Origin of the sequence: Clostridium sp. UBA1056 (assembly GCA_002316385.1) — a bacterium.
In the GTDB taxonomy this organism is placed as follows: domain Bacteria; phylum Bacillota; class Clostridia; order Clostridiales; family Clostridiaceae; genus Clostridium_J.
Window position 1 is genome coordinate 17,222 of sequence record DCDL01000016.1, and the last position, 25,818, is coordinate 43,039.

Here is a 25,818-nt window from a genome sequence, read left to right on the forward strand (position 1 = left end):
GAGGCTGATATTATATCCTATTAACAGTTAAATAATGAAATATACTATTTACTTTGCTAAATTTATGTTATAATTTTAAGAAATACAGAGTTGGTAATATTAGGAGGAAGAAACAATGAACGTTAAAATGGAGAAGCTAGAGAAAAACGTTGTTAAATTTGAAATAACAGTAGGAGCGGATAAATTTGCAGAGGCTGTTAAAAAATCTTATTCAAAAAATGCAAAAAAATTCAATGTGCCTGGATTTAGAAAAGGTAAGGCTCCAATGAATATAATTAAAAAATACTATGGTGAGGGTGCATTATATGAAGATGCAATAAACTACATATATGAAACTACTTACTCACAAGTATTAGTTGAGAATGATATACATCCAGTTGACTATCCATCAATTGATATAGTTCAGATCGGTGAAGGAAAAGAGTTTATATATACTGCTTTAGTACCAGTAGTACCAGAAGTTGAACTAGGTGCTTATAAAGGAATAGCGGTAAAGAAAGAAGTATTAGAAGTTACAGACGAAGATGTGGAAAATAAATTAAAAGAATTACAAGCTCAAAATACAAGAGTAGAAGTAAAAGAAGGAGCTATTAAAAAAGGTGATATAGCTGTTATCGACTTTAAAGGCTATGTAGACAATGTAGCTTTTGAAGGTGGAGAAGCTAAAGATTATGAATTAGAGATAGGTTCAGGTAGCTTTATAGATAACTTTGAAGATCAATTAGTTGGATTATCTGCTGGAGAATCTAAGGATATAAATGTTAATTTCCCAGAGCAGTATGGGAAAGAAGAATTAAATGGAAAGCCAGCTAAGTTTGAAGTAACTGTTAACTCTGTTAAGAAAAAAGAATTACCAGAAATAAATGATGAATTTGCTAGTGAGGTTTCTGAGTTTGAAACTTTAGAAGAGCTTAGAAATAGTATAAGAGAAGAATTAGTTAAAGCTAATGAAGCAAAAGCAACTAATGAATATGAGATGGCTGTTATAGAAGCTGTAGTAGCTAATGCTAATGTAGAGATTCCAGATGCTATGGTAAATAGAGAGTTAGATGGAATGCTTCAAGACTTAGAAAATAGATTAAAATATCAAGGTTTAGATATAGAAAGCTATTTTAAATTTACAAACACTTCAGAAGATGATTTTAGAGAGCAAATGAAAGATATAGCATCTAAGAATGTTAAAAATGAATTAGTTTTAAATGAAATTGCTAAAGCTGAAAAAATTGAAGCATCAGAAGAAGAAATAAGAGAAAAAGCTACTGAAATTGCCAGCAAATACGGTGAGACTGATAAATTAGAAGAAACAGTTGATCGTTTAGTTAAAGTTCAAAGAGAATATCTTGGAACTCAAATAGTAAATGAAAAAATTAAGAACATGATAATGGAAAATAGCAAAGCTATTTAAGTTGATTAATAATTGCCAGTATGTACTGGCAATTATTTTAAATAAAATAGGTTAAAATGATTTTAATGAGGATATAATAGTAAATATTCTAATATATTTACAATAGTGAGGAGGTTATATTTATGAGTTATATACCAATGGTTGTAGAGCAAACTGGTAAGGGCGAACGATCTTATGATATATATTCTAGATTATTAAAAGAAAGAATTATTTTTCTATCAGATGAAGTAAATGATGTGACTGCTAGCTTAGTAGTAGCACAACTTTTATTTTTAGAATCAGAAGATCCAGATAAGGATATACACTTGTATATAAATAGTCCTGGTGGTTCAATAACTTCTGGAATGGCAATTTATGATACAATGAATTATATAAAGCCAGAGGTTTCTACAATTTGTATAGGAATGGCTGCATCTATGGGAGCTTTTTTACTTGCAGCAGGTCAAAAAGGAAAAAGATTTGCACTTCCTAATAGTGAAATAATGATACATCAACCATTAGGTGGATTTAAAGGTCAAGCAACTGATATTGATATTCATGCTAAAAGAATATTAAAGATAAAAGAGACTCTTAATGAGATATTAAGTGAAAGAACAGGTCAGCCTTTAGATAAAATAAAGCAAGATGTTGAAAGAGATTATTTTATGTCCGCGGATGAAGCTAAAGAATATGGATTAGTAGATGAAGTAATTATTGAAAAGAAATAGCTTTAAAGGGGTGTCAACATGCCAAGAAATGAAGAAAAGAAAAAATTTAAGTGTTCTTTTTGTGGAAAAAGTGAAGAACAAGTAAGAAGACTTATAGCAGGACCAGGTGTATATATTTGCGATGAGTGTATCGAGCTTTGTTCTGAAATCATAGTAGATGAAAGAGAAGAAGATGTCCAAATTGACATGGGCACATTACCTAAGCCTAAGGAAATTAGAAAGTATCTAGATCAATATGTGGTAGGGCAAGATGATGCTAAAAAGGCTTTAGCTGTAGCAGTATATAATCATTATAAAAGAATAAATTCAAATGTTGTAGATAATGATATAGAACTGCAAAAGAGTAATATACTTCTTTTAGGACCAACAGGTTCTGGTAAAACTTTATTAGCTCAAACTTTAGCAAAGATGTTAAATGTACCTTTTGCAATAGCAGATGCTACTACTCTTACAGAAGCAGGTTATGTAGGTGAGGATGTAGAGAACATCTTACTAAAATTAATTCAAAACTCTGATTATGATATAGAGAGAGCTGAAAGAGGAATTATCTATATTGATGAGATTGATAAGATTGCCCGTAAATCAGAAAATCCATCTATAACTAGAGATGTTTCTGGTGAAGGTGTTCAACAAGCTTTACTTAAAATTCTAGAGGGAACTGTATCTTCTGTACCGCCACAAGGTGGAAGAAAACATCCTCATCAAGAGTTCATTCAAATAAATACATCTAATATATTATTTATTTGTGGTGGAGCATTTGATGGCTTAGAAAAAATTATTACAAAAAGAACTCAGAAATCAGCCATGGGATTTGGAGCAGAAGTAATGTCTAAAGAGAAACAAGACTTAGGTGAATTATTTAAACAAATAATGCCAGGTGACCTATTAAAGTTTGGATTAATTCCAGAGTTTGTAGGAAGAATTCCTGTAATAGTAACTTTAGATAACTTAGATGAAGAAGCTCTTGTAAAAATATTAAGCGAACCTAAGAATGCATTAGTAAAACAATATCAAAAATTATTAGAAATTGATGATGTTAAACTTGAATTCAATGAAAATGCACTTAGAGCTATAGCTAAAGAGGCAATAAAGAGAAGCACAGGAGCAAGAGGACTAAGAGCAATAATAGAAGATATAATGCAGGAAATAATGTATGAAATTCCTTCTTGTGAGGAAATAGAAAAGGTTATAATTCATGAGGAAACTTTAAAAACAAAGATTCCAGAGTATATTATTGCAGAGAGTGGAAAAAGAGAACCTTTAAGATTAGAAAGTAAAAAGGGTGTAAAAAGAGCACCTGAACTTGCATAATATAAAAAACTGCTGATTTTCAGCAGTTTTTTCTTGTTATAGAATATTAATCCAATATATTGTGAATAATACTATTGTGACTTAAATAATTAGTAAAAGGGAGGGCAGGTTAGTTTGCTTATGACAGTAAGCTAATATTAATATGGAACCAGTAGCGATTTTAATTATGCTAATACAACTATTAGTTACAATAGTAATGGGAATTTATTTTTTCAATGCCTTAAAGGGGCAAAAATCATCTAAGGTTACAATAAATAAAGAAAATACAAAGGAAATTGAAAAACTAAGAAAATTAAAAAGTATAAGTTTAACTGAACCATTAACAGAAAAGAGCAGACCTAAACGATTTGAAGATATAATTGGTCAAGAAAAAGGTATTAAAGCTCTAAAGGCAGCTATATGTGGACCCAATCCTCAGCATGTAATAATATATGGACCACCGGGAGTTGGAAAAACTGCAGCAGCAAGACTTGTGTTAGAAGAAGCGAAATTAATTTCTTCTTCCCCATTTAGGTTATCCTCTTCCTTTGTAGAGATTGATGCTACAACTATTAGATTTGATGAAAGAGGTATAGCAGATCCACTAATAGGATCAGTTCATGATCCTATATATCAGGGGGCGGGTCCTTTAGGAGTTATAGGCGTGCCACAACCAAAACCAGGAGCAGTTACTAAAGCTCATGGAGGAGTTCTCTTTATTGATGAAATAGGTGAATTGCATCCAATAGAAATGAATAAGTTATTAAAGGTTTTGGAGGATAGAAAAGTATTTTTAGATAGTGCTTATTATAATAGTGAAGATCCCAATATGCCATCTTACATAAAAGAGATATTTGAGGATGGACTTCCAGCTGACTTTAGACTAATAGGTGCTACTACTAGAAGTCCGGAGGAGATAGTTCCAGCCATTAGATCTAGATGTGTAGAAATATTTTTTAGAGCACTGGATGGTGATGAAGTAGAAATAATTGCGAGAAATGCAACTGAAAAAATAGGTATAACTATAGAGGAAGAAGCGTTAAAACTAGTTGGTATGTTTGCTAACAATGGCCGAGATGCTATAAACTTAGTTCAACTTGCTTGTGGCATTGTAATAAATGAAAATAGGGGTACTGTAGGAGTAAATGAGATACAGTGGGTAATAGAGAATGGTCAATATTCTCCGAGACCTAATAAAAAAATATGTGCAAAACCAAAGGTTGGGTACGTAAATGGTCTTGCGGTATATGGCTCTAACATTGGATCTGTAATGGAAATAGAAGCAACAGCTATTAAGGCAAAGGAACAAGAAGGAATAGTTAAAATAACAGGCATAGTAGAGGAAGAAGAATTAGGGGATAGAGATAGAAAATTAAAGAGAAAGAGCACAGCAAGAAATTCTATTGATAATGTAATTACGGTATTAGAGAGATTGTATAATATTGACACAAAAAAATATGATATCCATGTAAATTTTCCAGGCGGAATGCCTGTAGATGGTCCTTCAGCAGGAATAAGTATGGCTGCTGCTATTTATAGTGCAATAACAGGAAGATGTGTAGATAATAAAATAGCTATGACTGGAGAAATCTCTATTCACGGAGAAGTAAAGCCTGTTGGAGGAGTTACAGCCAAAATTACAGGAGCTATAAAAGCTGGTGCAACAAAGGTTTTAATACCGAAGGAAAATTGGCAAGAAGCATACAAAGATTATAAAGATATAAAAGTAATGCCTGTCAATACTATAAAAGAAGTTATAGATGAGACTATAATAAAAGAGCAGATTCTTCATATAAATGTGGATAAAAAAGAGCAAGCCTTTGAACTAGATGTATCACCACAACTCGATGCGTAACCATAATCCCTATATAAGTTTTAAACATAAGACTTATATAGGGATTATTTAATTGAAAAATTATATTTTTATGGGTATAATATACTAGTCTAATTATAATTAATATAATAACGACATATCATTTAGATATTTTATATAAAGTGAACTTTATCTTTACAAATTTGTATTATACAATGTTTTGTATTAGGTAAAGAAAAAGTTGTCCTAAAAGATTCCTATATAAATACTTAAAGTTAAATTATTTATTTCAAGTGAAATAAATAAAATTTTATAATATGAAATTAAGTAAAATTAAATGATAGATTAGATAGAAATGAGGAGATAGTATGGAGAATACAATAATGACGCTTCCATTAATTCCGTTGAGAGGATTGAGCATTTTTCCACATATGGCTTTAAACTTTGATATAGGAAGAAGTAAATCTATAGAAGCAATTAATAGAGCTATGAATGAAAATCAGAAGATATTTGTAGTAAGCCAACGAGAAGCAGCAATGGAAAATCCAACTCAAAAGGATATATATAGCATTGGATGTGTGTGTACAATAAAGCAATTTATGAAGCTACCAGGGAATCATTTAAGAGTATTAGTAGAAGGAGAATATAGGGCTAAACTTGTAAATTATTTAGATGAAGATGACTGTATAAGTGCAGAAGTTGAAGAAGCTGAAGAATTAGATATAGAAGATGAAACAGAATCTCAGGGATATAAAAATTCATTAAATGATATGTTTATTAATTACTTAGAATTAGCAGGTGAAGAGTTTAAAGACTTAATAGTAGAATTGGAATCTGAAGAAGACAATAATGTATATTGTGATGTTATAAGTGCATTTTTACCAGTAAAAGCTGAAGTAAAGCAAGAATTATTAGAGACTATATCTATTAAGGAAAGAATGGAGAAGTTATTAGTTATTCTAAAAAAAGAGATAGAAATTGTAAAGGTAGAAAAGCTTATAAGCAATAAAGTGAAGGCTAGAGTAAGTGAATCTCAAAAGGAGTATTATCTCAGAGAGCAACTTAAGGTAATTCAAGAAGAGCTTGGAGAAGATGATGAGCTTGGAAAGGAAATATCTAATTACGAGAAAAAATTAGGACAAATTAAAGTATCTAAAGAAATTAAAACTAAGATAGAATATGAAATTAATAGATTAAAAAGTGTGGGATCTTCATCTCAAGAAGGGACAGTTATAAAGACTTATTTGGATACTATTTTAGATATGCCTTGGAATAAGCTTATTAAAGATAATCTAGATTTAACTAATGCAAGAAAAGTTTTAGATGAAGAACATTATGGATTAGAGGATGTAAAGGAAAGAATTATAGAATATTTAGCAGTAAGAAAAATGAGCAAATCACTAAAATCACCTATAATATGCTTAGTCGGACCTCCGGGAGTTGGTAAAACATCCATTGCTAAGTCAGTGGCTAATTCACTAGGAAGAAAATTTGTAAGAATGAGTTTAGGCGGAGTAAAAGATGAGGCTGAAATTCGTGGTCATAGAAAAACTTATGTAGGAGCAATACCAGGAAGAATTGTGTCTGCTTTAAAGGAAGCAGGTTATAAAAATCCAGTATGTCTTTTAGATGAAATTGATAAGGTATCAAAGGATTATAAAGGAAATGTAGAAGATGCTCTTTTAGAGGTTTTAGACTCAGAACAAAATAAAACTTTCAGAGATCATTACCTTGATGTAGAATTTGATCTATCAAAGGTACTATTTATAACCACAGCAAATACTTTGGATACTGTATCTAGGCCTCTTTTAGATAGAATGGAGGTAATAGAGGTTTCAGGATATACCACAGAAGAGAAATATGAAATTGCAAAGAAATATTTAGTTCCTAAAGTTATGAAGGAATATTCCGTTGAAGATGGTCAGATTGTAGTTAGTGAGAGTGCATTAAGAACTATAATAGATAGATATACAAGAGAATCTGGGGTTCGAAATCTAGAAAGAAAGATATCTTCAGCAATAAGAAAAGCTATAACTGAAATAATGGAAAGTAATAAGAAGAAAATATCAATAAACTCCGTGATAGTTAAAAAATATTTAGGTGCTGAAATATATAGCTATGATGACTTAGAAAAGGAAGATAAGGTAGGCGTAGTCACAGGTCTTGCATGGACTGGATACGGTGGAGATACACTTCCAGTAGAAGTAGCTGTAATGGAGGGAGATGGAAAGCTTCAACTTACAGGACAACTGGGAGATGTGATGAAGGAATCGGCTAAGGCTGGATATAGCTATGTAAGAGCTAACTGTGATGAATATGGCATAGATAAAGAATTTTACAAGAATAAGGACATTCACATCCATATCCCAGAAGGAGCTATTCCAAAGGATGGTCCATCTGCTGGAGTTACTATGGTTACAGCGATGGTTTCTGCTTTAAGCAACAGAAAAATAAAGTATTCAGTTGCTATGACAGGAGAAGTTACATTAACTGGTAGAGTATTACCTATAGGTGGGCTTAAGGAAAAAAGTTTAGCTGCATATAGAATGGGGATAAAGACTATAATTATTCCGAAAGCTAATGAAAAAGACTTAAAAGATATACCAAAAGTTATTAAAAATAAGATAGAATTTATACCAGTAGAGAAAATAGAAGATGTGTTGAAAAATGCATTAATTGGAGAAGATAAAGATGGAAATTAAACAAGCAGAATTTAAAACTTCAGCAGTAAAGCCTACACAATACCCAGATGATGGTATGTGTGAAATTGCCTTTGTTGGGAGATCTAACGTAGGAAAGTCTTCACTTATAAATACTTTGACTAATAGGAGAAAATTAGTTAAGGTAAGTGGTACGCCTGGAAAAACAAGACTTATAAATTTCTTTACCATAAATAATAAGCTATATTTTGTAGACTTACCTGGATATGGCTATGCTAAAGTATCTAAAAGTGAAAAAGCTACTTGGGGAAAAATGATTGAGCAGTATTTAATTAATAGACCTGAGTTGAAAAAGGTAGCTCTTCTAGTAGATTGTAGACATAAACCTACTGGTGATGATGTAATGATGTATGATTGGATTAAACACTATGGGTATGAGATTATAGTTATAGCTACTAAAAAAGATAAATTAACTAAAAATGAATTACAGAAAAGTAGCAAGGTTATAAAAGAAACTTTAAAGCTTGGTAAAGAAGATAAAATACTGTTCTTCTCATCCTTAAAAAAGGAAGGAAAAGAAGAATTACTTGAAGAGATATTTAAAGGCTTAGAACTTGAATAAGATAAAGGGTTGTTGATTAGTGAAATCAACAGCCCTTTATCTATGTTATAATAATATTAGTTTATTTTTAAACATATAAATTTATATATAGGATTAAAGTGGGGTGTTTATTTGAAGCTAGAAATTTATTTAAAATTATTAGGAAATTTATTTATTATATTTATGATTTACATTTTACCATTATTATTCTTTCTTAAGACAATGGTGCTAGAAAGAAATTCTAAGTTAATTAAAACTTTGGTATGTATGGCATATATATTATTGTACTTGATTTTACCAGAACTTTATACTAATATGCTACCTTTTATTTTAATAATTTTTATCTTGATTAATTGGACTAATTCACAGTATACATATGAGGATTACATAACATATAGGTTTTCATTAAGTAAGTTTAAACTAAGTAAAGGGATTAAATATGTAGCAATTACCTATGGATTAACGTTAATAGGTGGTATTATATGGTATATAATAATGTTTATTTTTAACATACCTATTGAACAGCAAGAGGTAGTAGCTCTCTTAAGCAGTTATGATTTAATTTCATTTGTTATAACAATTCCTTTTACAGTAATTTTTGCACCAGTAGTTGAAGAATTTGCTTTTAGATATTTACTTTATGGTAAATTCCTAAGGAAGAGACTAGGCGGTAAAATAGGATTTATTTTATCGGCATCTATTGTAAGCATTTTATTTGCTTCAATTCATTTTAGCATTAGTGCTTTTGCTACATTATTTATAATAAGCTTTTTCAATTGTTATTTAATTGAAAAGAAAGGATTTTGGTATTCTGTATTTACTCATTTATTTGTTAATGGAGTTTCAACTGCTTTTTTACTTTTACAGAAAATAATTTTATATCTAGTATAATAGGATAAAAAGTCATGTCATAATTTTCTTTATTGAAAATTATGACATGACTTTTTTATCACCGATTTTCTGGAAAAACATATATTATAATATAAAGACTTAAGAGAAACACATTGAAATACTCTAGGATTAGATATAGATAAACAGCCTTAAAAATACAATTATCAGTGTCAAAACTTAAGCAAAATCATATAGTGTAATATACAAATGATGGTATAAGAATATAAGTGTAATAGGAGGATGAAAAATATGAGTGACTGTTCAAATCTAAATCAAATGTTTGGGGAAGCATGTGCAGGTGGAAATTTCTCCCGTGGCTTCGGATTTGGAGGAGGAAGAATAATAATTTTTATAATAATAATACTAATTTTCTGTAGAGGTGGATTCGGCGGAAACTGTGGAGGCGGTGGATTCGGTGGAAACTGTGGATGCGGTGGATTTGGCGGAAACGGTGGATTCGGCGGATTCGGTGGATTCGGTGGATTCGGTGGATTCGGTGGAAATAATTGTTGTTGCAATCCTTGCTGCTGTGACCCATGTTGTTGCTGCTGCTGTGAACCATGTTGTTGCTGTGAGCCATGCTGCTGCTGTTGTGAGCCTAAAGAATGTTGCTGCTGTTGCGGTGGAGTTGTAAAGGGACGTAAAAAACAAAAGAAATATATCGTAGAAACATGTTGCTGTAATCCATGTTGCTGCAATAATAACTTTGGTTCTGGTGGATTCGGTGGATTCGGTGGAAACTGTGGATTCGGCGGAAACTGGGGATGGTGCCAAATAATTCTTATAATAATTATTTTTCTTATAAGAAGAGAACCAAGATGTTGCTAAAGAATAGATGATATAAGAAGCATATAGATAAGAAAACGAGAAATAAAAATTGGAGGAATGAATAAATGGGCGGATGTTCAAATAACAGATGTAATTCACAATGTATTATTATCTTGATAATAGTTATTTTTGCAAATCAAGGATTGCTAGATGGTTCATCAAGGTCTAGAAATGCATTAACATTGCTTTTCTTATACTGGTTATGTTGTGGATTTAATAATGGATGTGGAAATAATAACTGTGGATCAATGTGTGGCAATCAATGCTCATGTGGATGTCAATGCTTCTGCATATCTAAATGTAAAGAAAAGAAATACAAAGAAAAGAAACGCAAAGAAAAGAAATGCAGATGTAAAAGAATAAAAATTTGTTGTGCATAGGATAATAAAAAATTAACAGAAGTAATATTGATTATCAAGAGATAAAATGAAATTAATAAATTTTAACAAAAGGTATTAAGTGATTAATTCATGATAATTAGAAAATACAATTTACAAGGAGGAGAAATTTATGATGTCTGGATGTGGGAATATAGGAAATTCAGGTTTTTTCTGTTCACCATGCATAATTATACTATTAATCGTAATTCTAAAAAATCAATGTTTACTAGATACAGAGCATAACTCAAGTGCTAGAAATGCATTAACTTTAATATTCTTATTCTGGCTATGTTGTTCTTGTGGCTCTGGAGGCTTTGGAGGCTTTGGAGGCTTTGGAGGTAATAGAGGAAATTTTGGATTTGGTTTTAATAATGGTTTTAATAGTGGATGTTGCTGTAAAAAACAATGCTGCTGCAAATGCTGCTGCTAATCTATAAAAATTCTAAACAAAAGTAATGACTGCATAAAATAGTAGAAATAACAAAGGATAAATTAGAATGTAAACCATGGCCCATTGTAGGGGGGTTTCTAGAAAAGTAAGAAAATTAGCAGTCCATGTTATTCATGGATTGCTTTTTTAAAATTTTATAATTAGTAAAGAGGTGAGCAGATGAGCAAGCATAAGCATAGAAGAAGAGATAGAGAAGAAAGTTATGTACAAGATCAATCTAATAATGGATATGCTGGAGGATATAATGGAAACAATCCAATGAATAATAATATGGCCATGAATGCTATGAATATGGCAGCTACTTTAGGTGCTATGGGAATGAACAATCCAATGGATGGTGGTATGAATAACTCAATGGGTGGTATGAATAACTCAATGGGAATGAACAATCCAATGGGTGGTATGAATAACTCAATGGGAATGAATAATCCAATGGGTATGGGAAGCCAAATGGGAATGAATAATCCAATGGGCATGATGAATGGAAATAATCCACTGGCTAGTATATTAGGAAGTATGGGCGGAGGAAATTTCAATGGAATTTTAGATTTGCTTAGCTCCTTAGGTATAGGTGGAGGAAGTAACACAGGAGATAATGGTGGTGATTTAATGAGTATGATATCTTCCTTATTAGGAGGTAGTGGTACACAATCTCCTAATAATAGTGTAAACAATAATACAGGAAATAATTATAACTCCATAGAGCAGATTTTATCTCAGGTTAGACCAGAGGATATAGAGCAATTAAAAACATTACTAGATAATATGACTTCTAATAATAGAAATGAAGAAAATATCGAAGAAGCTAGAGACGTAAAAAAAAAAGCTGAAGAATCAGTAGATGAAATATTAGCAAATCTTGACTTCAATGCCATATTAAATAATATGAATAATATGGAGTTTTCAGGAGTAGATTTTTCAAATGTTGATTTAAATAATTTAGACATAAATGACATTATAAAAAGCGATGAATTTTCTGAAGAAAATATCACTACAGTAGATGAAGCAGATATAATTGAAGAGAACATATTTAGAGATGAAAAAGGGTTAACTCAAGAAGATTACAATAAGCTTGTAAATATATTAATAAGACTTATTGATCCAAATAAGATTAAATTATTGCAAAAGATTTTAGACGAATATAATAATGTAGCAAATAATTAAAAATATTTTTAATTATGTATATAAAATATAATTTAGTCAATAATAAAAAATGTAATGGAAGTTAAAATCTCCATAAACCTCTAAAAATAATTTTAGAGGTCCCCCCCATCCCCCTTGGGACCGTTAGGTCCCATTTTAATTTTTTGCCTATTACAACATCAATAATAGGAATAGGTAATTAGATTATTCAAATTAAGTTAATATATATTAACAGAATTAATTTTAAATGGAAAGTCATTATCATTATATTTATTTAGTATTATATTTATAGTTATGTGACTTACTTTTTTACTATCGGATGTACTAATTGTTCTAAAATTTAATATCCAATTTTCACAGGTTACGTTACCAAAACTATCCCAAGCTAAATCAGTAAAATAACCATCTTGAAATTTATAGTAATTGGAGCTATTGGCAAGTTTAAAAATACTTTCTAAATCTGTTCCACTTATTTGAGAATAAAAATAGTTAGGAATAGATAAATAGGGGTTAGGTAAACCTTCTATTAGACATATAAAATTATTTATAGTATCTTTACCAGGTAAAGAGGTAATTAGACTGCTATTAAATTCTTTAAGTGAGCCTTTATTATATAAATATCCATTTACATTAATATTATTATCTTGAAAATTTCCTGATATAATTTTAGGTGTTTTGTTATTAGCACTATCCATAAATCCTATTAGATTATTGTTAGCGCAAAATATGTCATCATAGCCTTTTCCGTTCCAAGAAAAAATGTGTTGTACAGCTTTATTGTGAAAAGAGCTTTGAATAAAGATTTCCTTAGAATTATCCCTTGATATATCTAATGTAGATACTCTTACAGGCCAATACTCACAGTACTCTCCAAGGGTCTGGAAATTTTTATCAGGGCTTAAACTATAAGTTTCATTATCGTTTAAATTTACCTGAGCTAATAAATCAGAGTCAGATTTTTTTATAAGTATGGTATCTTTTTTATTATCATTATTTAAATCTTCATGGATTACACTATTCTCTTCAGATAAATTAAATACATTTTTTGCATTTAAACCATCTTTTATAAAAAATAATTTTAAAAAACATAAGATAGCTAATATTAATAAGAATATATTAAATAGTTTAATATGCAAATTATTTTTCTTATACACTATAATCACCTCTCTATAAATTATATGTGTAAAGGCTGATAATAATTATTAAAAAATTGAACAAATAAAAAAAGAGATTAGGTTATCTAATCTCTTAATTTGATTTCTTGCACTGAGGGCATAGTCCATAAAAATATACTTTATTAGAAATAATCTCATAATCCGTATTATCTTTTACACTAGAATTTAGAAAATCAAATTTAACACCTTCTAAATCATCTACCCTAGAGCAATTTATACAATGTATATGAGGATGTGAATCAGAAAATCCATCGTATCTAAAGTTACCTTCTCCAACATTAATTTCTTGAATTAAGTTAACGTCTACTAAAACCTTTAGCGTCTTATAAACCGTTGCCAAACTCATTGTTGGATAATTTTCTTTTAAAGCTTTATGAATAGTTTCCGCCGATGGATGTTCAGTTGTTGATTTTAAGTAATTATATACGGCTATACGCTGAGGTGTAAGTTTCAGTTTTTTTTCTTTAAAAACTTGGGTAAAATTAATATCCATTGAATCACCTCTATAGTTATTTGTTATAGATATTATATAATAAAAGTTATCCATTGTCAAAGGAAACTGATGAAGAACTATTACTATATAACAGATTAATATTACATAATACATTATAGCAATAAGAATAAAATATTTATATAAATTTAAAAAAATAATTCAATTAATAAGAAATGACTCATATATTATATTAGAAGAGAGGAGGAGAATGACTTGAAAAAAACATATGTGTTAGATACTAATGTTATATTATACTCATCAGGAGCCTTACTATCTTTTGGTAATAATGATGTAGTAATACCAGAGGTGGTACTAGCGGAATTAGACGATTTTAAAAAGAACAATACGGAGCTTGGATTAAATGCTAGGCAGGCATCAAGAATCATTGATGGATTAAGAAAATTAGGAAATTTAAGTGAGGGAGTACCTCTTCCAGGTGGCGGTAATCTAAGAATAGAAACTAATTGCTTAAATACTGAAGTCCCACAATTCTGGGATAAAAATAAAGCAGATAATAGAATACTCCAAGTATGCAAGGCATTAAAAGATGAAGGAGAAGATGTTATACTAATTACAAAGGATACCTTTGAAAGAATAAAAGCAGATATCGTTAACATAAAGAGTGAGGATTTTTATGAGAAGGTAGTTCCGGAAGATGATGACCAGTATACTGGAAGAATTGAAGTTTATGTTTCATCAGAAAAGCTTTCAGAATTCTATTCTAAAAAGATTATATCTAAAAAAGATGTAGTTTGTTACTTAGAAGATAGTGATGAGTATTACACTCCAATCCTTTATATAAATCAGTTTTTAATTATGCATTCCTTAGAAAACAAAAAACAAAGTGCATTAGGAAGATTTGACGGAGAAAATATAGTATCCTTACATTATAAAGATAGTAAACCTCTTGGTATAAGTGCTAGAAATGTAGGGCAAAGATTCATGCTAGAGTGTTTATTTGCATCATCTAGTGTAGCTCCTTTAAGTATAATAAAAGGACCAGCAGGCACAGCGAAAACTTTATTTTCTTTAGCTGTAGGATTGCAAAAGATTATAGAAGAAGAAACAGGGGAATATAGAAAAATATTAGTTTGCAGACCTAATGTAACTATGGATGAAGAGATAGGTTTTCTACCAGGCACTGAGGAACAAAAAATATCTCCATTTATGAGACCAATTTTTGATAATTTAGAAGTATTAGTAGATTCAGATGAAAAAGAGAGATATAGTAATGAAAAAGAGTTACAAGATAAGATTAATGAGTTATTCGATAGAAGGATTATAACTACTGAAGCCATAGCTTATTTAAGAGGAAGGTCCATAATAAGGCAGTGGGTAATTATAGATGAGGCTCAAAATCTTTCACCAAAACAAGTTAAGGCAATTACCACTAGGGTAGGAATTGGAACAAAGCTTATACTTATTGGAGACCCAGACCAAATAGACCATCCATTTATGGATTCTAGATCTAATGGATTATGCTATGCCTCTGAAAGAATGAAAGGAAGTAAGTTATGCTACCAAGTAACCTTAAAATATGATGAATGTGAAAGATCTCCATTATCTTTTGAGGCAGCACAACGTCTTTAACTAGTAAAGAACAAATTATTTGTAATATAATAATTTTTATAAAATTTAAAGTAAGGTAAAGAACTAATAAGTATTTTAAAATATTTATTAGTTCTTTATTTTATGAATAAAAACTTTATATTAATAAAAGGATTAAAAAGTTTAATAAAAATATGATATACTATGAATATTGTAGAAGGAGTGAAAAGCATGAATAACAATTATTTATTGGGGAGAATCCTAGTGATACCAGCAATTTTAGTTGCCTTTACGTTTAAAGGGTATGTTCAATCTAAAATTGCTATAAAACTTGGTGATGATACCCCAAGACAGTATGGTAGAAACACTTTAAATCCTTTGAAGCATATTAATGTGTTGGGGTTTATAGCTATGCTTACAATAGGCTTTGGATGGATAAGACCTGTAGAAATTAATAGATCAAATTTTAAAGATTATTATAAGGATGATTTAAAGATAAGGCTAGGAGGTCTAGTAACTACTTTAGCTATAGGATTTATTGCTACCATGATTCTAGCTTTATATGTTAAGTTTATACCAGGGAATAGTGATATTAAATATATTATATATTTGATTATTCAACAAATAGCTATTATAAATTGCACATGGTTTATATTAAATTTATTACCTATACCAGGTTTTGATGGATTTAGTATAATAGTTGATATATTAAGAGACAAATCACAAAAATTTGAAACTTTAATGTATAAAAGTAATCTGGTTATATTTATTATATTAGTGCTGCCAGTTATAGGTAGATTTTCAATTTTAGATTTAATAGTTGGAATACCAGGCCAATACATATATAATGTTTTTGCAGCTATAGCTACATATTTAATTTTATAGAACTTACTTTAACAAAAATATCTAATATAATTTAAGAAACTAATAACAAGGAGAGAATTTTATGAGACTTAGAAAAAAGCATTGGGCAAGACCAGAACTAGAAGCTAGTGATATTGTAATATATGATAAGTATGGTCATTGTGGAAAATGGAGAGAAGAGTTTGGAAATAATAATCCCATTCATTTAGAGCTTGGCTGTGGTATGGGTGGACATATAAGTCAAAGAGCAGTTAAGAATAGAGATACAAACTATATAGGCATAGATTTGAAGGATGAAGTTGTAGTTTATGCATTAAGGAAAGTGATGGCAGCATCAGAGGGCATAGAGATACCTAAGGATATAAATACAAGATTAATGGTTCTCAATATAATGCTTATAGACAATGTATTTGGCAAGGATGAAATAGATAGAATATATATAAATTTTTGTAATCCTTGGCCTAAGAAAAGCCATAATAAGAGAAGACTTACATATACGAAGTTTTTGCAATCATATAAAAAGTTTTTAAAATCAGGAGGGGAGATATGGTTTAAAACAGATGATGTAGATTTATTCAATGATTCTCAAGAATATTTTAAAGAAGAAGGTTTTTCCTTAGAATTTTTAACTTATGATTTACATAGCAGTGGCTTTGAAGATAATGTGATTACAGAATATGAAGGCAAGTTTACTGCAATGGGAATGAAAACTATGTTCTTAGTTGCAAAACTAAAATAAAAATAAAAGGCAAAGTATAGTGATATTTATACTATACTTTGCCTTTTATATTTAGTGAGTATATTCATATTATAGAAATTTCAAATAGAAATTAAGTTTACTATAAGTATAATAAATAAATTTTGACTATAAATAGTGCCTTTGCTATATTTATGTAAGTACATAAAATAAATTTATAAGACTACAATGTTTAAGAGGAGGATACTATGGAAAATAGTTCGACGAAGAAAAAAAGAAGTTTAGGCAAGATTTTAACGATAGTGATTATAATATTAATAGCCCTATCATATCTTTTTATACCAGAGTTTAATTCGAAAATGAATAATATATTTAAGCTATTTAGCTCTATGAGTATAGAAGCCATAGCAGAGTACATAAGGTCTTTTGGAATATATGCTGTTTTAGCTTCATTTTTATTAATGGTACTTCAATCAGTGGTAGCACCACTACCAGCATTTCTAATAACTTTTGCTAACGCTGCTATTTTCGGATGGTGGCAAGGTGCGCTACTATCATGGATTAGCTCCATGGCAGGAGCTGTTTTATGTTTTTATATTGCTAGAATTCTTGGACGAGATGTGGTTGAAAAACTTACTAGTAAATATGCTATGGCAAGTGTGGAAGGTTTTTTTGAGAAGTATGGTAAACATACAATTTTAATATGTAGATTATTACCTTTTGTATCTTTTGACTTCATATCTTATGCAGCAGGACTAACTCCAATGGGATTTGTAGCGTTTATTGTTGCTACAGGAATTGGTCAACTACCAGCAACTATAGTTTATTCCTATGTTGGTGGAATGCTAACTGGTGGAGCTCAAATGATTGTAACAGCACTATTAATACTTTTTGCAATAACTATTTTAATTTTTATGTTTAAACAGATATACAATGATAAAGAAAAAAGATAAAGAGATAAAAATAAAAATGCGAAGTGAAAATTCACTCGCATTTTTATTTTATAATGAAGATTATTTTTCTAATAATCCATCATATGGCCAACCTTTTTGACCTTTTTCTAATATAAACATTCTACTAGCATCAACACCTTTAGTTGTTAAGTAGTCGATAGTTTTTTTAGCACCACCGCCACCACCTGGGCAAGCAACAATTACTGGTTTATCTGAACTATTGATATCATCTAAAGTAAAATCAAGTTTAGATGTTAACTCTTCAGTGTCTGCTGGATAAGCATAAGTTGGAACTGTGCCAACGATATGATGCTTATCATAGTCTTCTTTAACTTGAATATCTAATAGATAAATATCATCTTTGTTTTCAATAGCAGTTTTTAATTGCTCTGCTGTATAATATTGATATTGTTTTTCTTCGCCTTCTTTTGAAGTATCTTTTGGTTTACTACAGCCCATAAGCATAGTTGATATAATTATGCAAAGAGCAAGTATAAGAGTAAATTTCTTTTTCATTAATTATCCCCCCCATAAGTATAAATGGTATTTTTGATTTATTACCAAAATCATTATATAAAATGAATATGTTAAAATCAAATAGAGAAATATAATGGATTTTAATAGTTGTATTATACATATCTATAATACATTGACAACCATTAAAATTGAAGTTATACTGTTTTTGTCAAAATGGAGAAGTGTATTTAGCAGGAGGTAATATGCCTCTTATTTTTATGTTTTAGAAGGGTAGGTTTTTAAGAGGATGATTAAAGGCGAAATAAGTATAAAAACTCATCAAATTCTTAGTTTTAGCTCCATATTTGCAGAGCTTTCACTAGGTGCAAATATATTTTGGCCAGGCTGTGCCATTTTATCTATGGGAGAAGATATAGTAATGAAAACTTATGAACTTTTAAAGACACAGATACCTGATTTGAGGCTAAGCACCATGTGTTGTGGGAAACCGTCGCTTCATATCAATAGTGGAGAACCTTATGAAAGAAGAAAGCAATTTTTAAATGAAGCTTTTAAAAAAAATAGTACAAAGAGAATCTATACTCTATGCCCAAATTGCCAACATACTTTATCTGATAATAGTGATTGTGAAATAATTTCGGCATGGACAGTTTTAGATGAAGCTATACCAAAGGAGAAGTATAATATATATAAAGGAAGAGAGTTATCTTTGCATGATCCTTGCCCAATAAAAGACCATTTAGAGAATACTGTTGCTGCAAGAAATATATTAAATAAATTAGGTGTGGATATATTAGAATTTGTAAATAATAGAGAAAAAACACTATGCTGTGGTAAAAAGAATATGATTATGACTCTAGAGCCAGAAAAAGGGCAGCAGCTTTTTCAAATTCGTGCTAATCAAGCCCCATCTAAGGAGATTGTTACATATTGTGCCTCCTGTGTGGATACCTTTAGACAAAATAACTTTGAGGCATATCATATATTAGAATTACTATGGGAAATGAAGACAACGGGCTCCTGGAGAAATAGATATAGTTTAGTAAAGAATATTAAGAGGGAAGATAAACAATGTTAGATACAAGAGGAAGAAAATATTTTGATAAAATATTTGATAAAAGTGGCGGAATGCTTATAGATAAGGGATTATCACCAACTAATGTAACTATTATAGCAGCTACAATTGGAATAGTAGGAGCTATTTCCTTTTCCTTTGGTAGTGTTATTTTGCCTATAATTTTACTATGGCTTTCCGGATTTTTGGATGCTGTAGATGGCTCTATGGCAAGACAAAGCAGGAGAGTTTCACCTGTAGGTACATTACTAGATATATGGCTTGATAGATTAGTTGAAATTTCATATATAATATCCTTTGCTATTGTATGTAGTGAAGCAACTTTTAGTTTAATGATATTAGCTTGCACTATAATTTTATCTATGACCGTATTTCTAACTAGTGGGATGCTTATAGAAAATACAGGTATAAAAAGCTTCCATTATCAAGCAGGTTTAATGGAAAGAACTGAAGGCTTTATAATGTTTACTATTATGATAATATTTTACCAATGTATTAATATATTGGCATTCATTTATGCCATATTAATTTTATATACAGCTATGCAAAGATTATGTATGGCAATTAAAGTATTAGGAGGTAATAATGAAAAATAAAAAATTGAAATCCATATTTTTAGTTTTTCTTTCAATAGTACTTACTTTAAGTCTTGTAGCGTGTGGAAAGAAAAATGATGAAGCTCAAACTGTAAATTTATATGGATGGGGTGGAGATGAAAGATTTAACACTTGGATTGATAAGGAGTTTGCAACTTATATAAAAGAAAAATATAACATTACTTTAAATCGGGTTCCTATGAACATTGATGAAGTTCTATTAAAACTTACTAATGAGAAAAGCTCTAAAGAGAAAGGATCTATTGATCTCATTTGGTTAAATGGTGAAAATTTTTATTATGCTAAAGAAAACGATCTTCTATATGGACCTTTTTTAGACAAATTAGAAAATGCGGAAAAGTACATAGATATGCAAGGTGATGCTGCTACAAAGGATTTTGGATATCCAATTGAAGGATATGAAGCACCTTGGGGAACTGCACAATTTGTATTAAATTATGATAGTGAAAAAATGGATACACCACCAACTAATGCACAGGAGTTAAAAGATTATGTAACAAAAAATCCTGGTAGATTTACATATCCTCAAGCTAGTGATTTTACTGGCTCAGCTTTTGTTAGAACAGTACTTTATGACCTTATCGGATATGATAATTTAAAGGATTTACCAGCGGATTATGATGCGGTTAAAGAAGCTATAGCACCTGCATTAGAATATTTTAAAGAGATTGAACCTTATCTATGGAAAAAAGGAGAGGTTTATCCTGCAGATTCTGCTCAATTAGATAGCTTATATCAAGATGGAGAAGTAGATATTGTTATGGATTATAATGCAAATAAGGCTTTAAGTAAGGTAGCGGATAAAAGTTGGTCAGTATCAACTAAATCTTCTATATGGGATAAGGGTACACCATTTAATACACATTATTTAGCCATTGCAGCTAATGCACCTAATGTTGATGGAGCTCTGAAAGTAATCAATGCAGCATTGGCACCTGAAATGCAAATATCCAAAGCTAACTTAACTGGATGGGCTGATTTACCATCTATTGAATATGACAAGTTAAGTGCGGAGCAGCAAAAGGAGCTTGATGAAAAACTTACCCCTGATAAAGAGTATGAGCATACAGTCTTAAGTTATGAAGAACTTTCAAAACACAAACAAGCAGAATTAAGATCAGACTTAGTAGTAGTTATAGAGAAGGTATGGGAGGACGTGATTCTTTTTGATAAATAATAAGAAGAGAAAAAAGATTATTGGTGGATTAATGATTCTTCCGTCTTTATCTGTGATAATTATAATTACTATGTTTGTTATTATAAATACTTTTATGGAAAGCTTAGGATATATTCCTGAGCTTTCCTTTAATAATTTTACATTCAAATACTATAGGGAGCTATTTGCTGATTCTGTATTTTTAAATAGTCTATATTATAGTTTTAAAATATCTTTAATATCCGCAATAATTGCCACAGTTTTAGGGAGTTACTTAGGGTACTATATATCAAAGTCAAATAATAAGTTCTTAAATATATTATACAGATTACCGATATTATTGTCATATGTAGCAGCTGCAGCACTTATATATACAACCTATAGTGATAAAGGATTGTTATTTCATATAATATCATTATTAGGATTTAATGAGATTGATATAAATTTAATTTTTAATTCTAGTGGAATTGCAGTAATACTTTTAAATATTTTTAAAGGTATGCCTTTTATAGCTTTTAGTGTTGCCCCTATTTTTATGAAAGCAGATAAAAATTATAGATTTGTAGCACAAAATTTAGGTTCTACAAGATTTCAATATATAATAAAAATTCTTTTACCTATAGCTAAGCGGGCCATATTTACTTCCTTTTTAGTAATATTTAATTTTAATATGTTTACCTATGAAGGGTTTTACTATCTGGGTCCATCAAATCCTATATCTATAGGTGTTTATGCTTATAAAACCTACGTAAGTGCAGATTTGTCTAATAGAATCTATGGAATGGCTATAAATATGATAATGATTTTGATATCCTTAGTATTATGTGTGTTTTATTATAAGATGATAAAGAAAGATGGACAAGAGGAGGTAAGGTAGTGAGAAAATGGATTAAATGTATATTAATATTTTCTATAATCATATTTTTATTACTTCCTATAATATCTATGATTATATGGTCGTTTTTTAGCAGTTGGAAGGCTAAGGATATTTTGCCTAATAACTTTACTTTGAATGGATTTAAATATTTTTTCACATCAAAGGATTGGTATATTGGTATCAAGTCTGTTATATTTTCTATGGAGGTAGCTTTAATTTCCTTAATCCTAAGTATAATGGCTTCTAGATTTTTTATAACTAGAAATATGAAACATAAAATAACACTGGAAAGTATTTTCTATTTGCCCATGCTATTACCCGTAATAAGCATATGCTTAGGTAGTCATAAATTATTTCTAAAATATTTTTCATCCTGTGATATTGCAATTTTACTATTACATATCTATTTCTCGTTACCATATGCTTTTAAGTTAGTCTATTCCTATTATACTGTTTGGGGAATAGAAGATGAGCTTGCAGCGAGAGGCTTAGGAGCGTCATTTTGGCAAGCTTTTAAATATATAAATATGCCAATATATACTCAGGGATATGTGTCAAGTTTTTTTATGGCATTTATAGTATCTTATTCTCAGTACTTTATAAACATGTTTATAGGAAATAACAATCATGTTAACTTCTCTATGATTATGACTCCATATGTAGCTAATTCTAATAGAAATATATCAGCAGTATATACTTTAATGTATATACTTTATAGTGTAATAGTAATGATTATAACTTCATTTATAACAAAGAGGTACAATAAAGTAAGTATATAGAAAAGGAGTAGTCATATGGGCAGAATAGAACTTCAAAACATATATTTTTCTATTGGTAATAAGGAGATTCTAAAAGATATTAATTTAATTATTGAAGATGGAGAGTTTTTTTCTATATTAGGACCTAGTGGAGTAGGAAAGACTACAATTTTTAAAATCATTGTAGGAGTAGTATTACCTAACAAAGGAAATGTTTTAGTAGATGATAAAATTATAAATGATCTACCTATGGAAAAAAGAAATATAGTAATGGTACATCAAGGAAAACAGCTCTTTCCACATATGACCATCAAGGAAAATGTAGAATTTGGGTTAAGAATGAGAAAGTTGCCAAGGAAATATATTGATGAAAAGGTTAGTTTTCTTGTGAAATTCTTCAATATGGAAGGGCATATGAAAAAATATCCCCATCAACTCTCTGGGGGACAGCAACAATTAATAGCACTAATGAGAGCTTTGGCTGTAGAACCAAAGGTGCTTTTGTTAGATGAACCTTTCACAGGATTGGATAATAAATTAAAGAATTATATAAAAAGTTACATAATGAAGGTACAAGAGGAGTTTAAAATTACTACTATAATGATAACTCATGAAAAAGAAGATGCTTTTTCTATGAGTAGTAAGATAGCATTTTTATTTGAAGGAAATATAGCTTTAATAGATAGAGCCGAAAATTTAAATGGAGTAACAAATATACCTTGTATTGACAAATATTTAGGTGAGATTACTACATTAGAAGATGGAAGAATTATTTTTTCAGATAGAATTATCAATGTAAAAAAATAAGGAATCAATTAATTTAAGAGGTTCCTTATTTTTAAATATTATATATTTAAGTGTTGACATAAATTTCATAAAAGCCTATTTCAAGAATTAGTTTTACCTATCTTTTTTCCAAGGACTAAAGAGAAAATAGCTAATAATATTAAGAGAACAATCGACACTATAAATGCAGGGTCATGGATGTTTAAAGCCTGATTTCCTATATTTAAAAATACCAGTGTACCTGGTAAAATTCCAAGAAAAGTAGCTAACATATAATTACTAAACTTTATTGAAGTTAATCCAGCACCGTAATTAATTAAATTATAAGGAATAGCTGGAATTAATCTTAGTATAAATATAACTCCAAATCCTTTCTTATCATCTAAATTAACTAAAAAACTACTCCACTTCTCGGGAAGCTTTTTCTGTAGTAAGCTAGTAACGGCATCTTTAGCCAATACTTTAGCCATGAAAAACATTATTGCACTATTTAAAGTTGCTCCAACCATAGTATATATAGTCCCAGGAATAAATCCAAAGAGAAGTCCTGCAGCAAGAGCAAGGACTGGCACAGGGAAAAAAGCGATTGGTAATAGGGTAAAGCATAGCATATAAACTAATGGAGCTAAGTAACCAAAATTATCTATATAATTCCTTAAAGCCTCTGGAGTTAATCCTCTAAAAAATATAAAATATGTAATAGTAAGGGAAAATAGAATTATTAATAAAATCATAACTTTCTTATTTTTTTTCATAGTTTTACCTCCTTATAATGATAGTATGTCCATACCATATAGTATATAAGTTAAGATAGTAAGTCAATATATTGAATCTACTATAGAAATTTTCAATAAATAAAATAAAGGTATTGAAAAAAACATTACATTTCATATTTTTAGTAGTTGTACAAATGTTATAGACCTTAATATTTTGCACCTTGTATATTTAACTAGTTTATATGAGATTCTAAAATTTTAAGTATGCAAAAATTTAAATTAAATCTTTTATGAAGGGGAAATATAGTAACCTTCTTTATTAAAAGTATGTATTCAATACAATATGTTAAAAAATATCTTTAGTTAGCATATATTTAACTAACTGGTTGATATTTAAATCATAATGTGATAATATACAACAAAATAGAAAGGGGTATGAGGTATGGACTTTGAATTATTACCAAAAATAGAATTACACTGTCATTTAGATGGAAGTGTTAGACCTGAAACCATATTAGATATAGCTACTAAAGAAAATATAGAAATACCAACCTATGATTTAAATCAATTAAGAGGTTTATTAGAGGCACCATTAGAGTGTAAATCATTAGTAGAGTATTTGGATAGGTTTAATCTTCCTATAAAAATAATGCAAAGCAAAGAAAGTTTAAGAAGAATCACTTATGAACTTTTAGAGGATGCTGCTAAGGAAAATGTAAAATATATAGAAATTAGATATGCACCAGTTTTACATACAGAAAATGGGCTAACAATAGAACAAGTTATAGAAAGTGTTATAGATGGAATTAAACAGGGTGAAAAGGATTTTAATATAAAGGCTAATCTAATTTTATCTTGTTTAAGACATAGAGGGGCTGATAGTGCAGCTACTGTAGTGGAGGCTGGAAAGAAATTCTTAGATAAAGGTGTAGTGGCTGTGGATCTTGCCGGAGCTGAAAATGAAGGTTTTGCTAAAGAATTTGTAGACGTAATAAGTATAGCTAGAGAATATGGATATAGAGTTACTATACATGCAGGGGAAACAGGTATAGGATTAAATGTAGTAGATGCAATCAAATTACTTCATGCAGAGAGAATTGGACATGGAGTGGCTATAAAAGATCTTAAAGAAGCTTATGATTTAGTTAAAGAAAATAATGTAACTTTGGAGATGTGTCCAACTAGTAACATGCAAACAAAGGCCGTTAAAAGTTATGAAGAGCATCCATTATTTAAATTTTATAAAGATGGGATAAGAGTTTCTTTTAATACAGATAATAGGACTGTTTCTGCTACTAATATAACTGGTGAGTGTAAAAGCATAGATAAGGTTGTAAACATGACCCATGAGGATTATAAAAAAATATATAATGATTCTGTAGATGCTACCTTTGCAACAGAAGAAGTTAAGGCGTATTTAAAAACTTTAATATAAATATATTTTTTATAGTAATATA

At 29.8% G+C, this 25,818-nt stretch carries 26 protein-coding genes; 22 read left to right on the forward strand and 4 right to left on the reverse strand.

Going from position 1 to position 25,818, the window contains the following annotated elements:
• Nucleotides 1–115: 115 nt before the first annotated feature.
• The 11 genes from tig to B3W71_RS04965 all read left to right on the forward strand — a co-directional run bounded on the left by tig (nucleotide 116) and on the right by B3W71_RS04965 (nucleotide 12,190).
• Nucleotides 116–1,405 carry a trigger factor gene (gene tig, locus B3W71_RS04915; RefSeq protein ID WP_346887825.1) on the forward strand — a complete coding sequence of 430 codons (1,290 nt, stop codon included), beginning with the start codon at nucleotides 116–118 and terminating at the stop codon, nucleotides 1,403–1,405.
• Between the two features lie 122 nt (nucleotides 1,406–1,527).
• The gene (gene clpP / locus B3W71_RS04920; RefSeq protein WP_147521695.1) at nucleotides 1,528–2,112 is read left to right on the forward strand and encodes an ATP-dependent Clp endopeptidase proteolytic subunit ClpP; all 585 of its coding nucleotides are present in this window, start codon (nucleotides 1,528–1,530) and stop codon (nucleotides 2,110–2,112) included.
• Between the two features lie 18 nt (nucleotides 2,113–2,130).
• Entirely contained in the window at nucleotides 2,131–3,423 is a 1,293-nt protein-coding gene (clpX, locus tag B3W71_RS04925; protein WP_346887826.1) for an ATP-dependent Clp protease ATP-binding subunit ClpX, read from the forward strand.
• Between the two features lie 142 nt (nucleotides 3,424–3,565).
• On the forward strand, nucleotides 3,566–5,257 hold the full coding sequence (gene lonB, locus B3W71_RS04930; protein ID WP_346887827.1) for an ATP-dependent protease LonB: 1,692 nt from the start codon (nucleotides 3,566–3,568) through the stop codon (nucleotides 5,255–5,257).
• Between the two features lie 326 nt (nucleotides 5,258–5,583).
• Nucleotides 5,584–7,917 (forward strand): endopeptidase La, encoded by a 2,334-nt coding sequence (gene lon / locus B3W71_RS04935; RefSeq protein WP_346887828.1) that lies wholly within the window; start codon nucleotides 5,584–5,586, stop codon nucleotides 7,915–7,917.
• Nucleotides 7,907–8,497: a ribosome biogenesis GTP-binding protein YihA/YsxC gene (yihA, locus tag B3W71_RS04940; protein WP_346887829.1), complete on the forward strand. Its 591-nt coding sequence runs from the start codon at nucleotides 7,907–7,909 to the stop codon at nucleotides 8,495–8,497. The genes lon and yihA overlap by 11 nt, the downstream gene beginning before the upstream one ends.
• Nucleotides 8,498–8,608: 111 nt before the next feature.
• Nucleotides 8,609–9,367, forward strand: coding sequence for a CPBP family intramembrane glutamic endopeptidase (locus B3W71_RS04945; protein WP_346887830.1), 759 nt, complete (start codon nucleotides 8,609–8,611; stop codon nucleotides 9,365–9,367).
• A gap of 249 nt (nucleotides 9,368–9,616) precedes the next feature.
• A complete protein-coding gene (locus B3W71_RS04950; RefSeq protein ID WP_346887831.1) occupies nucleotides 9,617–10,195 on the forward strand; it encodes a hypothetical protein in 579 nt (192 codons plus the stop codon).
• A 65-nt stretch (nucleotides 10,196–10,260) separates the two neighbouring features.
• Entirely contained in the window at nucleotides 10,261–10,575 is a 315-nt protein-coding gene (locus B3W71_RS04955; protein ID WP_346887832.1) for a hypothetical protein, read from the forward strand.
• A 130-nt stretch (nucleotides 10,576–10,705) separates the two neighbouring features.
• Nucleotides 10,706–11,005, forward strand: a complete 300-nt coding sequence (locus tag B3W71_RS04960) for a hypothetical protein (protein WP_346887833.1) — start codon at nucleotides 10,706–10,708, stop codon at nucleotides 11,003–11,005.
• A gap of 180 nt (nucleotides 11,006–11,185) precedes the next feature.
• A complete protein-coding gene (locus B3W71_RS04965; protein ID WP_346887834.1) occupies nucleotides 11,186–12,190 on the forward strand; it encodes a hypothetical protein in 1,005 nt (334 codons plus the stop codon).
• A gap of 197 nt (nucleotides 12,191–12,387) precedes the next feature.
• Here B3W71_RS04965 and B3W71_RS04970 read toward each other — a convergent pair whose 3' ends face one another.
• On the reverse strand, nucleotides 12,388–13,323 hold the full coding sequence (locus B3W71_RS04970) for a hypothetical protein (RefSeq protein WP_346887835.1): 936 nt from the start codon (nucleotides 13,321–13,323) through the stop codon (nucleotides 12,388–12,390).
• A 94-nt stretch (nucleotides 13,324–13,417) separates the two neighbouring features.
• Nucleotides 13,418–13,837, reverse strand: a complete 420-nt coding sequence (locus B3W71_RS04975) for a Fur family transcriptional regulator (protein ID WP_346887836.1) — start codon at nucleotides 13,835–13,837, stop codon at nucleotides 13,418–13,420.
• A 213-nt stretch (nucleotides 13,838–14,050) separates the two neighbouring features.
• Between B3W71_RS04975 and B3W71_RS04980 the strand changes: the two genes are divergently transcribed.
• The 4 genes from B3W71_RS04980 (at nucleotide 14,051) to B3W71_RS04995 (ending at nucleotide 17,899) form a co-directional block, all read left to right on the forward strand.
• Nucleotides 14,051–15,427 carry a PhoH family protein gene (locus B3W71_RS04980; RefSeq protein WP_346887837.1) on the forward strand — a complete coding sequence of 459 codons (1,377 nt, stop codon included), beginning with the start codon at nucleotides 14,051–14,053 and terminating at the stop codon, nucleotides 15,425–15,427.
• 189 nt (nucleotides 15,428–15,616) lie between these two features.
• Nucleotides 15,617–16,270: a site-2 protease family protein gene (locus B3W71_RS04985; protein WP_346887838.1), complete on the forward strand. Its 654-nt coding sequence runs from the start codon at nucleotides 15,617–15,619 to the stop codon at nucleotides 16,268–16,270.
• Between the two features lie 61 nt (nucleotides 16,271–16,331).
• Nucleotides 16,332–16,988 (forward strand): tRNA (guanosine(46)-N7)-methyltransferase TrmB, encoded by a 657-nt coding sequence (trmB, locus tag B3W71_RS04990; RefSeq protein ID WP_346887839.1) that lies wholly within the window; start codon nucleotides 16,332–16,334, stop codon nucleotides 16,986–16,988.
• A gap of 206 nt (nucleotides 16,989–17,194) precedes the next feature.
• Nucleotides 17,195–17,899 (forward strand): TVP38/TMEM64 family protein, encoded by a 705-nt coding sequence (locus tag B3W71_RS04995; RefSeq protein ID WP_346887840.1) that lies wholly within the window; start codon nucleotides 17,195–17,197, stop codon nucleotides 17,897–17,899.
• A 60-nt stretch (nucleotides 17,900–17,959) separates the two neighbouring features.
• Here the strand turns inward: B3W71_RS04995 and B3W71_RS05000 are convergent, their stop codons facing one another.
• Complete coding sequence (locus B3W71_RS05000; protein WP_346887841.1) at nucleotides 17,960–18,415, reverse strand: rhodanese-like domain-containing protein; 456 nt, start codon at nucleotides 18,413–18,415, stop codon at nucleotides 17,960–17,962.
• Between the two features lie 247 nt (nucleotides 18,416–18,662).
• Between B3W71_RS05000 and B3W71_RS05005 the strand changes: the two genes are divergently transcribed.
• Genes B3W71_RS05005 through B3W71_RS05030 form a run of 6 tightly spaced genes read left to right on the forward strand, consistent with a single transcriptional unit; the run spans nucleotide 18,663 to nucleotide 23,666 of the window.
• Nucleotides 18,663–19,454 (forward strand): (Fe-S)-binding protein, encoded by a 792-nt coding sequence (locus tag B3W71_RS05005; protein ID WP_346887842.1) that lies wholly within the window; start codon nucleotides 18,663–18,665, stop codon nucleotides 19,452–19,454.
• Nucleotides 19,448–20,047, forward strand: a complete 600-nt coding sequence (locus B3W71_RS05010) for a CDP-alcohol phosphatidyltransferase family protein (RefSeq protein ID WP_346887843.1) — start codon at nucleotides 19,448–19,450, stop codon at nucleotides 20,045–20,047. The genes B3W71_RS05005 and B3W71_RS05010 overlap by 7 nt, the downstream gene beginning before the upstream one ends.
• A complete protein-coding gene (locus B3W71_RS05015) occupies nucleotides 20,037–21,245 on the forward strand; it encodes an ABC transporter substrate-binding protein (protein ID WP_346887844.1) in 1,209 nt (402 codons plus the stop codon). Before B3W71_RS05010 ends, B3W71_RS05015 begins: the two co-directional genes overlap by 11 nt.
• Complete coding sequence (locus B3W71_RS05020) at nucleotides 21,235–22,101, forward strand: ABC transporter permease (RefSeq protein ID WP_346887845.1); 867 nt, start codon at nucleotides 21,235–21,237, stop codon at nucleotides 22,099–22,101. Before B3W71_RS05015 ends, B3W71_RS05020 begins: the two co-directional genes overlap by 11 nt.
• Complete coding sequence (locus B3W71_RS05025; protein WP_346887846.1) at nucleotides 22,101–22,880, forward strand: hypothetical protein; 780 nt, start codon at nucleotides 22,101–22,103, stop codon at nucleotides 22,878–22,880. The genes B3W71_RS05020 and B3W71_RS05025 overlap by 1 nt, the downstream gene beginning before the upstream one ends.
• A gap of 15 nt (nucleotides 22,881–22,895) precedes the next feature.
• Entirely contained in the window at nucleotides 22,896–23,666 is a 771-nt protein-coding gene (locus tag B3W71_RS05030; RefSeq protein WP_346887847.1) for an ABC transporter ATP-binding protein, read from the forward strand.
• Between the two features lie 80 nt (nucleotides 23,667–23,746).
• On the opposite strand, the gene B3W71_RS05035 is transcribed toward B3W71_RS05030, so the two are convergent.
• Nucleotides 23,747–24,400: a TVP38/TMEM64 family protein gene (locus tag B3W71_RS05035; protein WP_346887848.1), complete on the reverse strand. Its 654-nt coding sequence runs from the start codon at nucleotides 24,398–24,400 to the stop codon at nucleotides 23,747–23,749.
• Between the two features lie 403 nt (nucleotides 24,401–24,803).
• Here B3W71_RS05035 and add point away from each other — a divergent pair, with 403 nt between their 5' ends.
• Complete coding sequence (gene add / locus B3W71_RS05040; protein ID WP_346887849.1) at nucleotides 24,804–25,796, forward strand: adenosine deaminase; 993 nt, start codon at nucleotides 24,804–24,806, stop codon at nucleotides 25,794–25,796.
• The last annotated feature ends 22 nt before the right edge of the window (nucleotides 25,797–25,818 follow it).

Excerpts from the sequence above, each read along its gene's own strand:
- B3W71_RS04960 (WP_346887833.1), top strand. The coding sequence starts at position 10,706 with ATGATGTCTGGATGTGGGAATATAGGAAATTCAGGTTTTTTCTGTTCA.
- B3W71_RS04995 (WP_346887840.1), top strand. The coding sequence starts at position 17,195 with ATGGAAAATAGTTCGACGAAGAAAAAAAGAAGTTTAGGCAAGATTTTA.
- lon (WP_346887828.1), top strand. The coding sequence starts at position 5,584 with ATGGAGAATACAATAATGACGCTTCCATTAATTCCGTTGAGAGGATTG.
- trmB (WP_346887839.1), top strand. The coding sequence starts at position 16,332 with ATGAGACTTAGAAAAAAGCATTGGGCAAGACCAGAACTAGAAGCTAGT.
- tig (WP_346887825.1), top strand. The coding sequence starts at position 116 with ATGAACGTTAAAATGGAGAAGCTAGAGAAAAACGTTGTTAAATTTGAA.
- clpX (WP_346887826.1), top strand. The coding sequence starts at position 2,131 with ATGCCAAGAAATGAAGAAAAGAAAAAATTTAAGTGTTCTTTTTGTGGA.
- B3W71_RS05035 (WP_346887848.1), bottom strand. The coding sequence starts at position 24,400 with ATGAAAAAAAATAAGAAAGTTATGATTTTATTAATAATTCTATTTTCC.
- B3W71_RS04975 (WP_346887836.1), bottom strand. The coding sequence starts at position 13,837 with ATGGATATTAATTTTACCCAAGTTTTTAAAGAAAAAAAACTGAAACTT.
- lonB (WP_346887827.1), top strand. The coding sequence starts at position 3,566 with ATGGAACCAGTAGCGATTTTAATTATGCTAATACAACTATTAGTTACA.
- B3W71_RS04950 (WP_346887831.1), top strand. The coding sequence starts at position 9,617 with ATGAGTGACTGTTCAAATCTAAATCAAATGTTTGGGGAAGCATGTGCA.
- B3W71_RS04955 (WP_346887832.1), top strand. The coding sequence starts at position 10,261 with ATGGGCGGATGTTCAAATAACAGATGTAATTCACAATGTATTATTATC.
- yihA (WP_346887829.1), top strand. The coding sequence starts at position 7,907 with ATGGAAATTAAACAAGCAGAATTTAAAACTTCAGCAGTAAAGCCTACA.
- B3W71_RS05030 (WP_346887847.1), top strand. The coding sequence starts at position 22,896 with ATGGGCAGAATAGAACTTCAAAACATATATTTTTCTATTGGTAATAAG.
- B3W71_RS04985 (WP_346887838.1), top strand. The coding sequence starts at position 15,617 with ATGAATAACAATTATTTATTGGGGAGAATCCTAGTGATACCAGCAATT.
- B3W71_RS04965 (WP_346887834.1), top strand. The coding sequence starts at position 11,186 with ATGAGCAAGCATAAGCATAGAAGAAGAGATAGAGAAGAAAGTTATGTA.
- B3W71_RS05000 (WP_346887841.1), bottom strand. The coding sequence starts at position 18,415 with ATGAAAAAGAAATTTACTCTTATACTTGCTCTTTGCATAATTATATCA.
- B3W71_RS05005 (WP_346887842.1), top strand. The coding sequence starts at position 18,663 with ATGATTAAAGGCGAAATAAGTATAAAAACTCATCAAATTCTTAGTTTT.
- B3W71_RS05015 (WP_346887844.1), top strand. The coding sequence starts at position 20,037 with ATGAAAAATAAAAAATTGAAATCCATATTTTTAGTTTTTCTTTCAATA.
- add (WP_346887849.1), top strand. The coding sequence starts at position 24,804 with ATGGACTTTGAATTATTACCAAAAATAGAATTACACTGTCATTTAGAT.
- clpP (WP_147521695.1), top strand. The coding sequence starts at position 1,528 with ATGAGTTATATACCAATGGTTGTAGAGCAAACTGGTAAGGGCGAACGA.
- B3W71_RS05010 (WP_346887843.1), top strand. The coding sequence starts at position 19,448 with ATGTTAGATACAAGAGGAAGAAAATATTTTGATAAAATATTTGATAAA.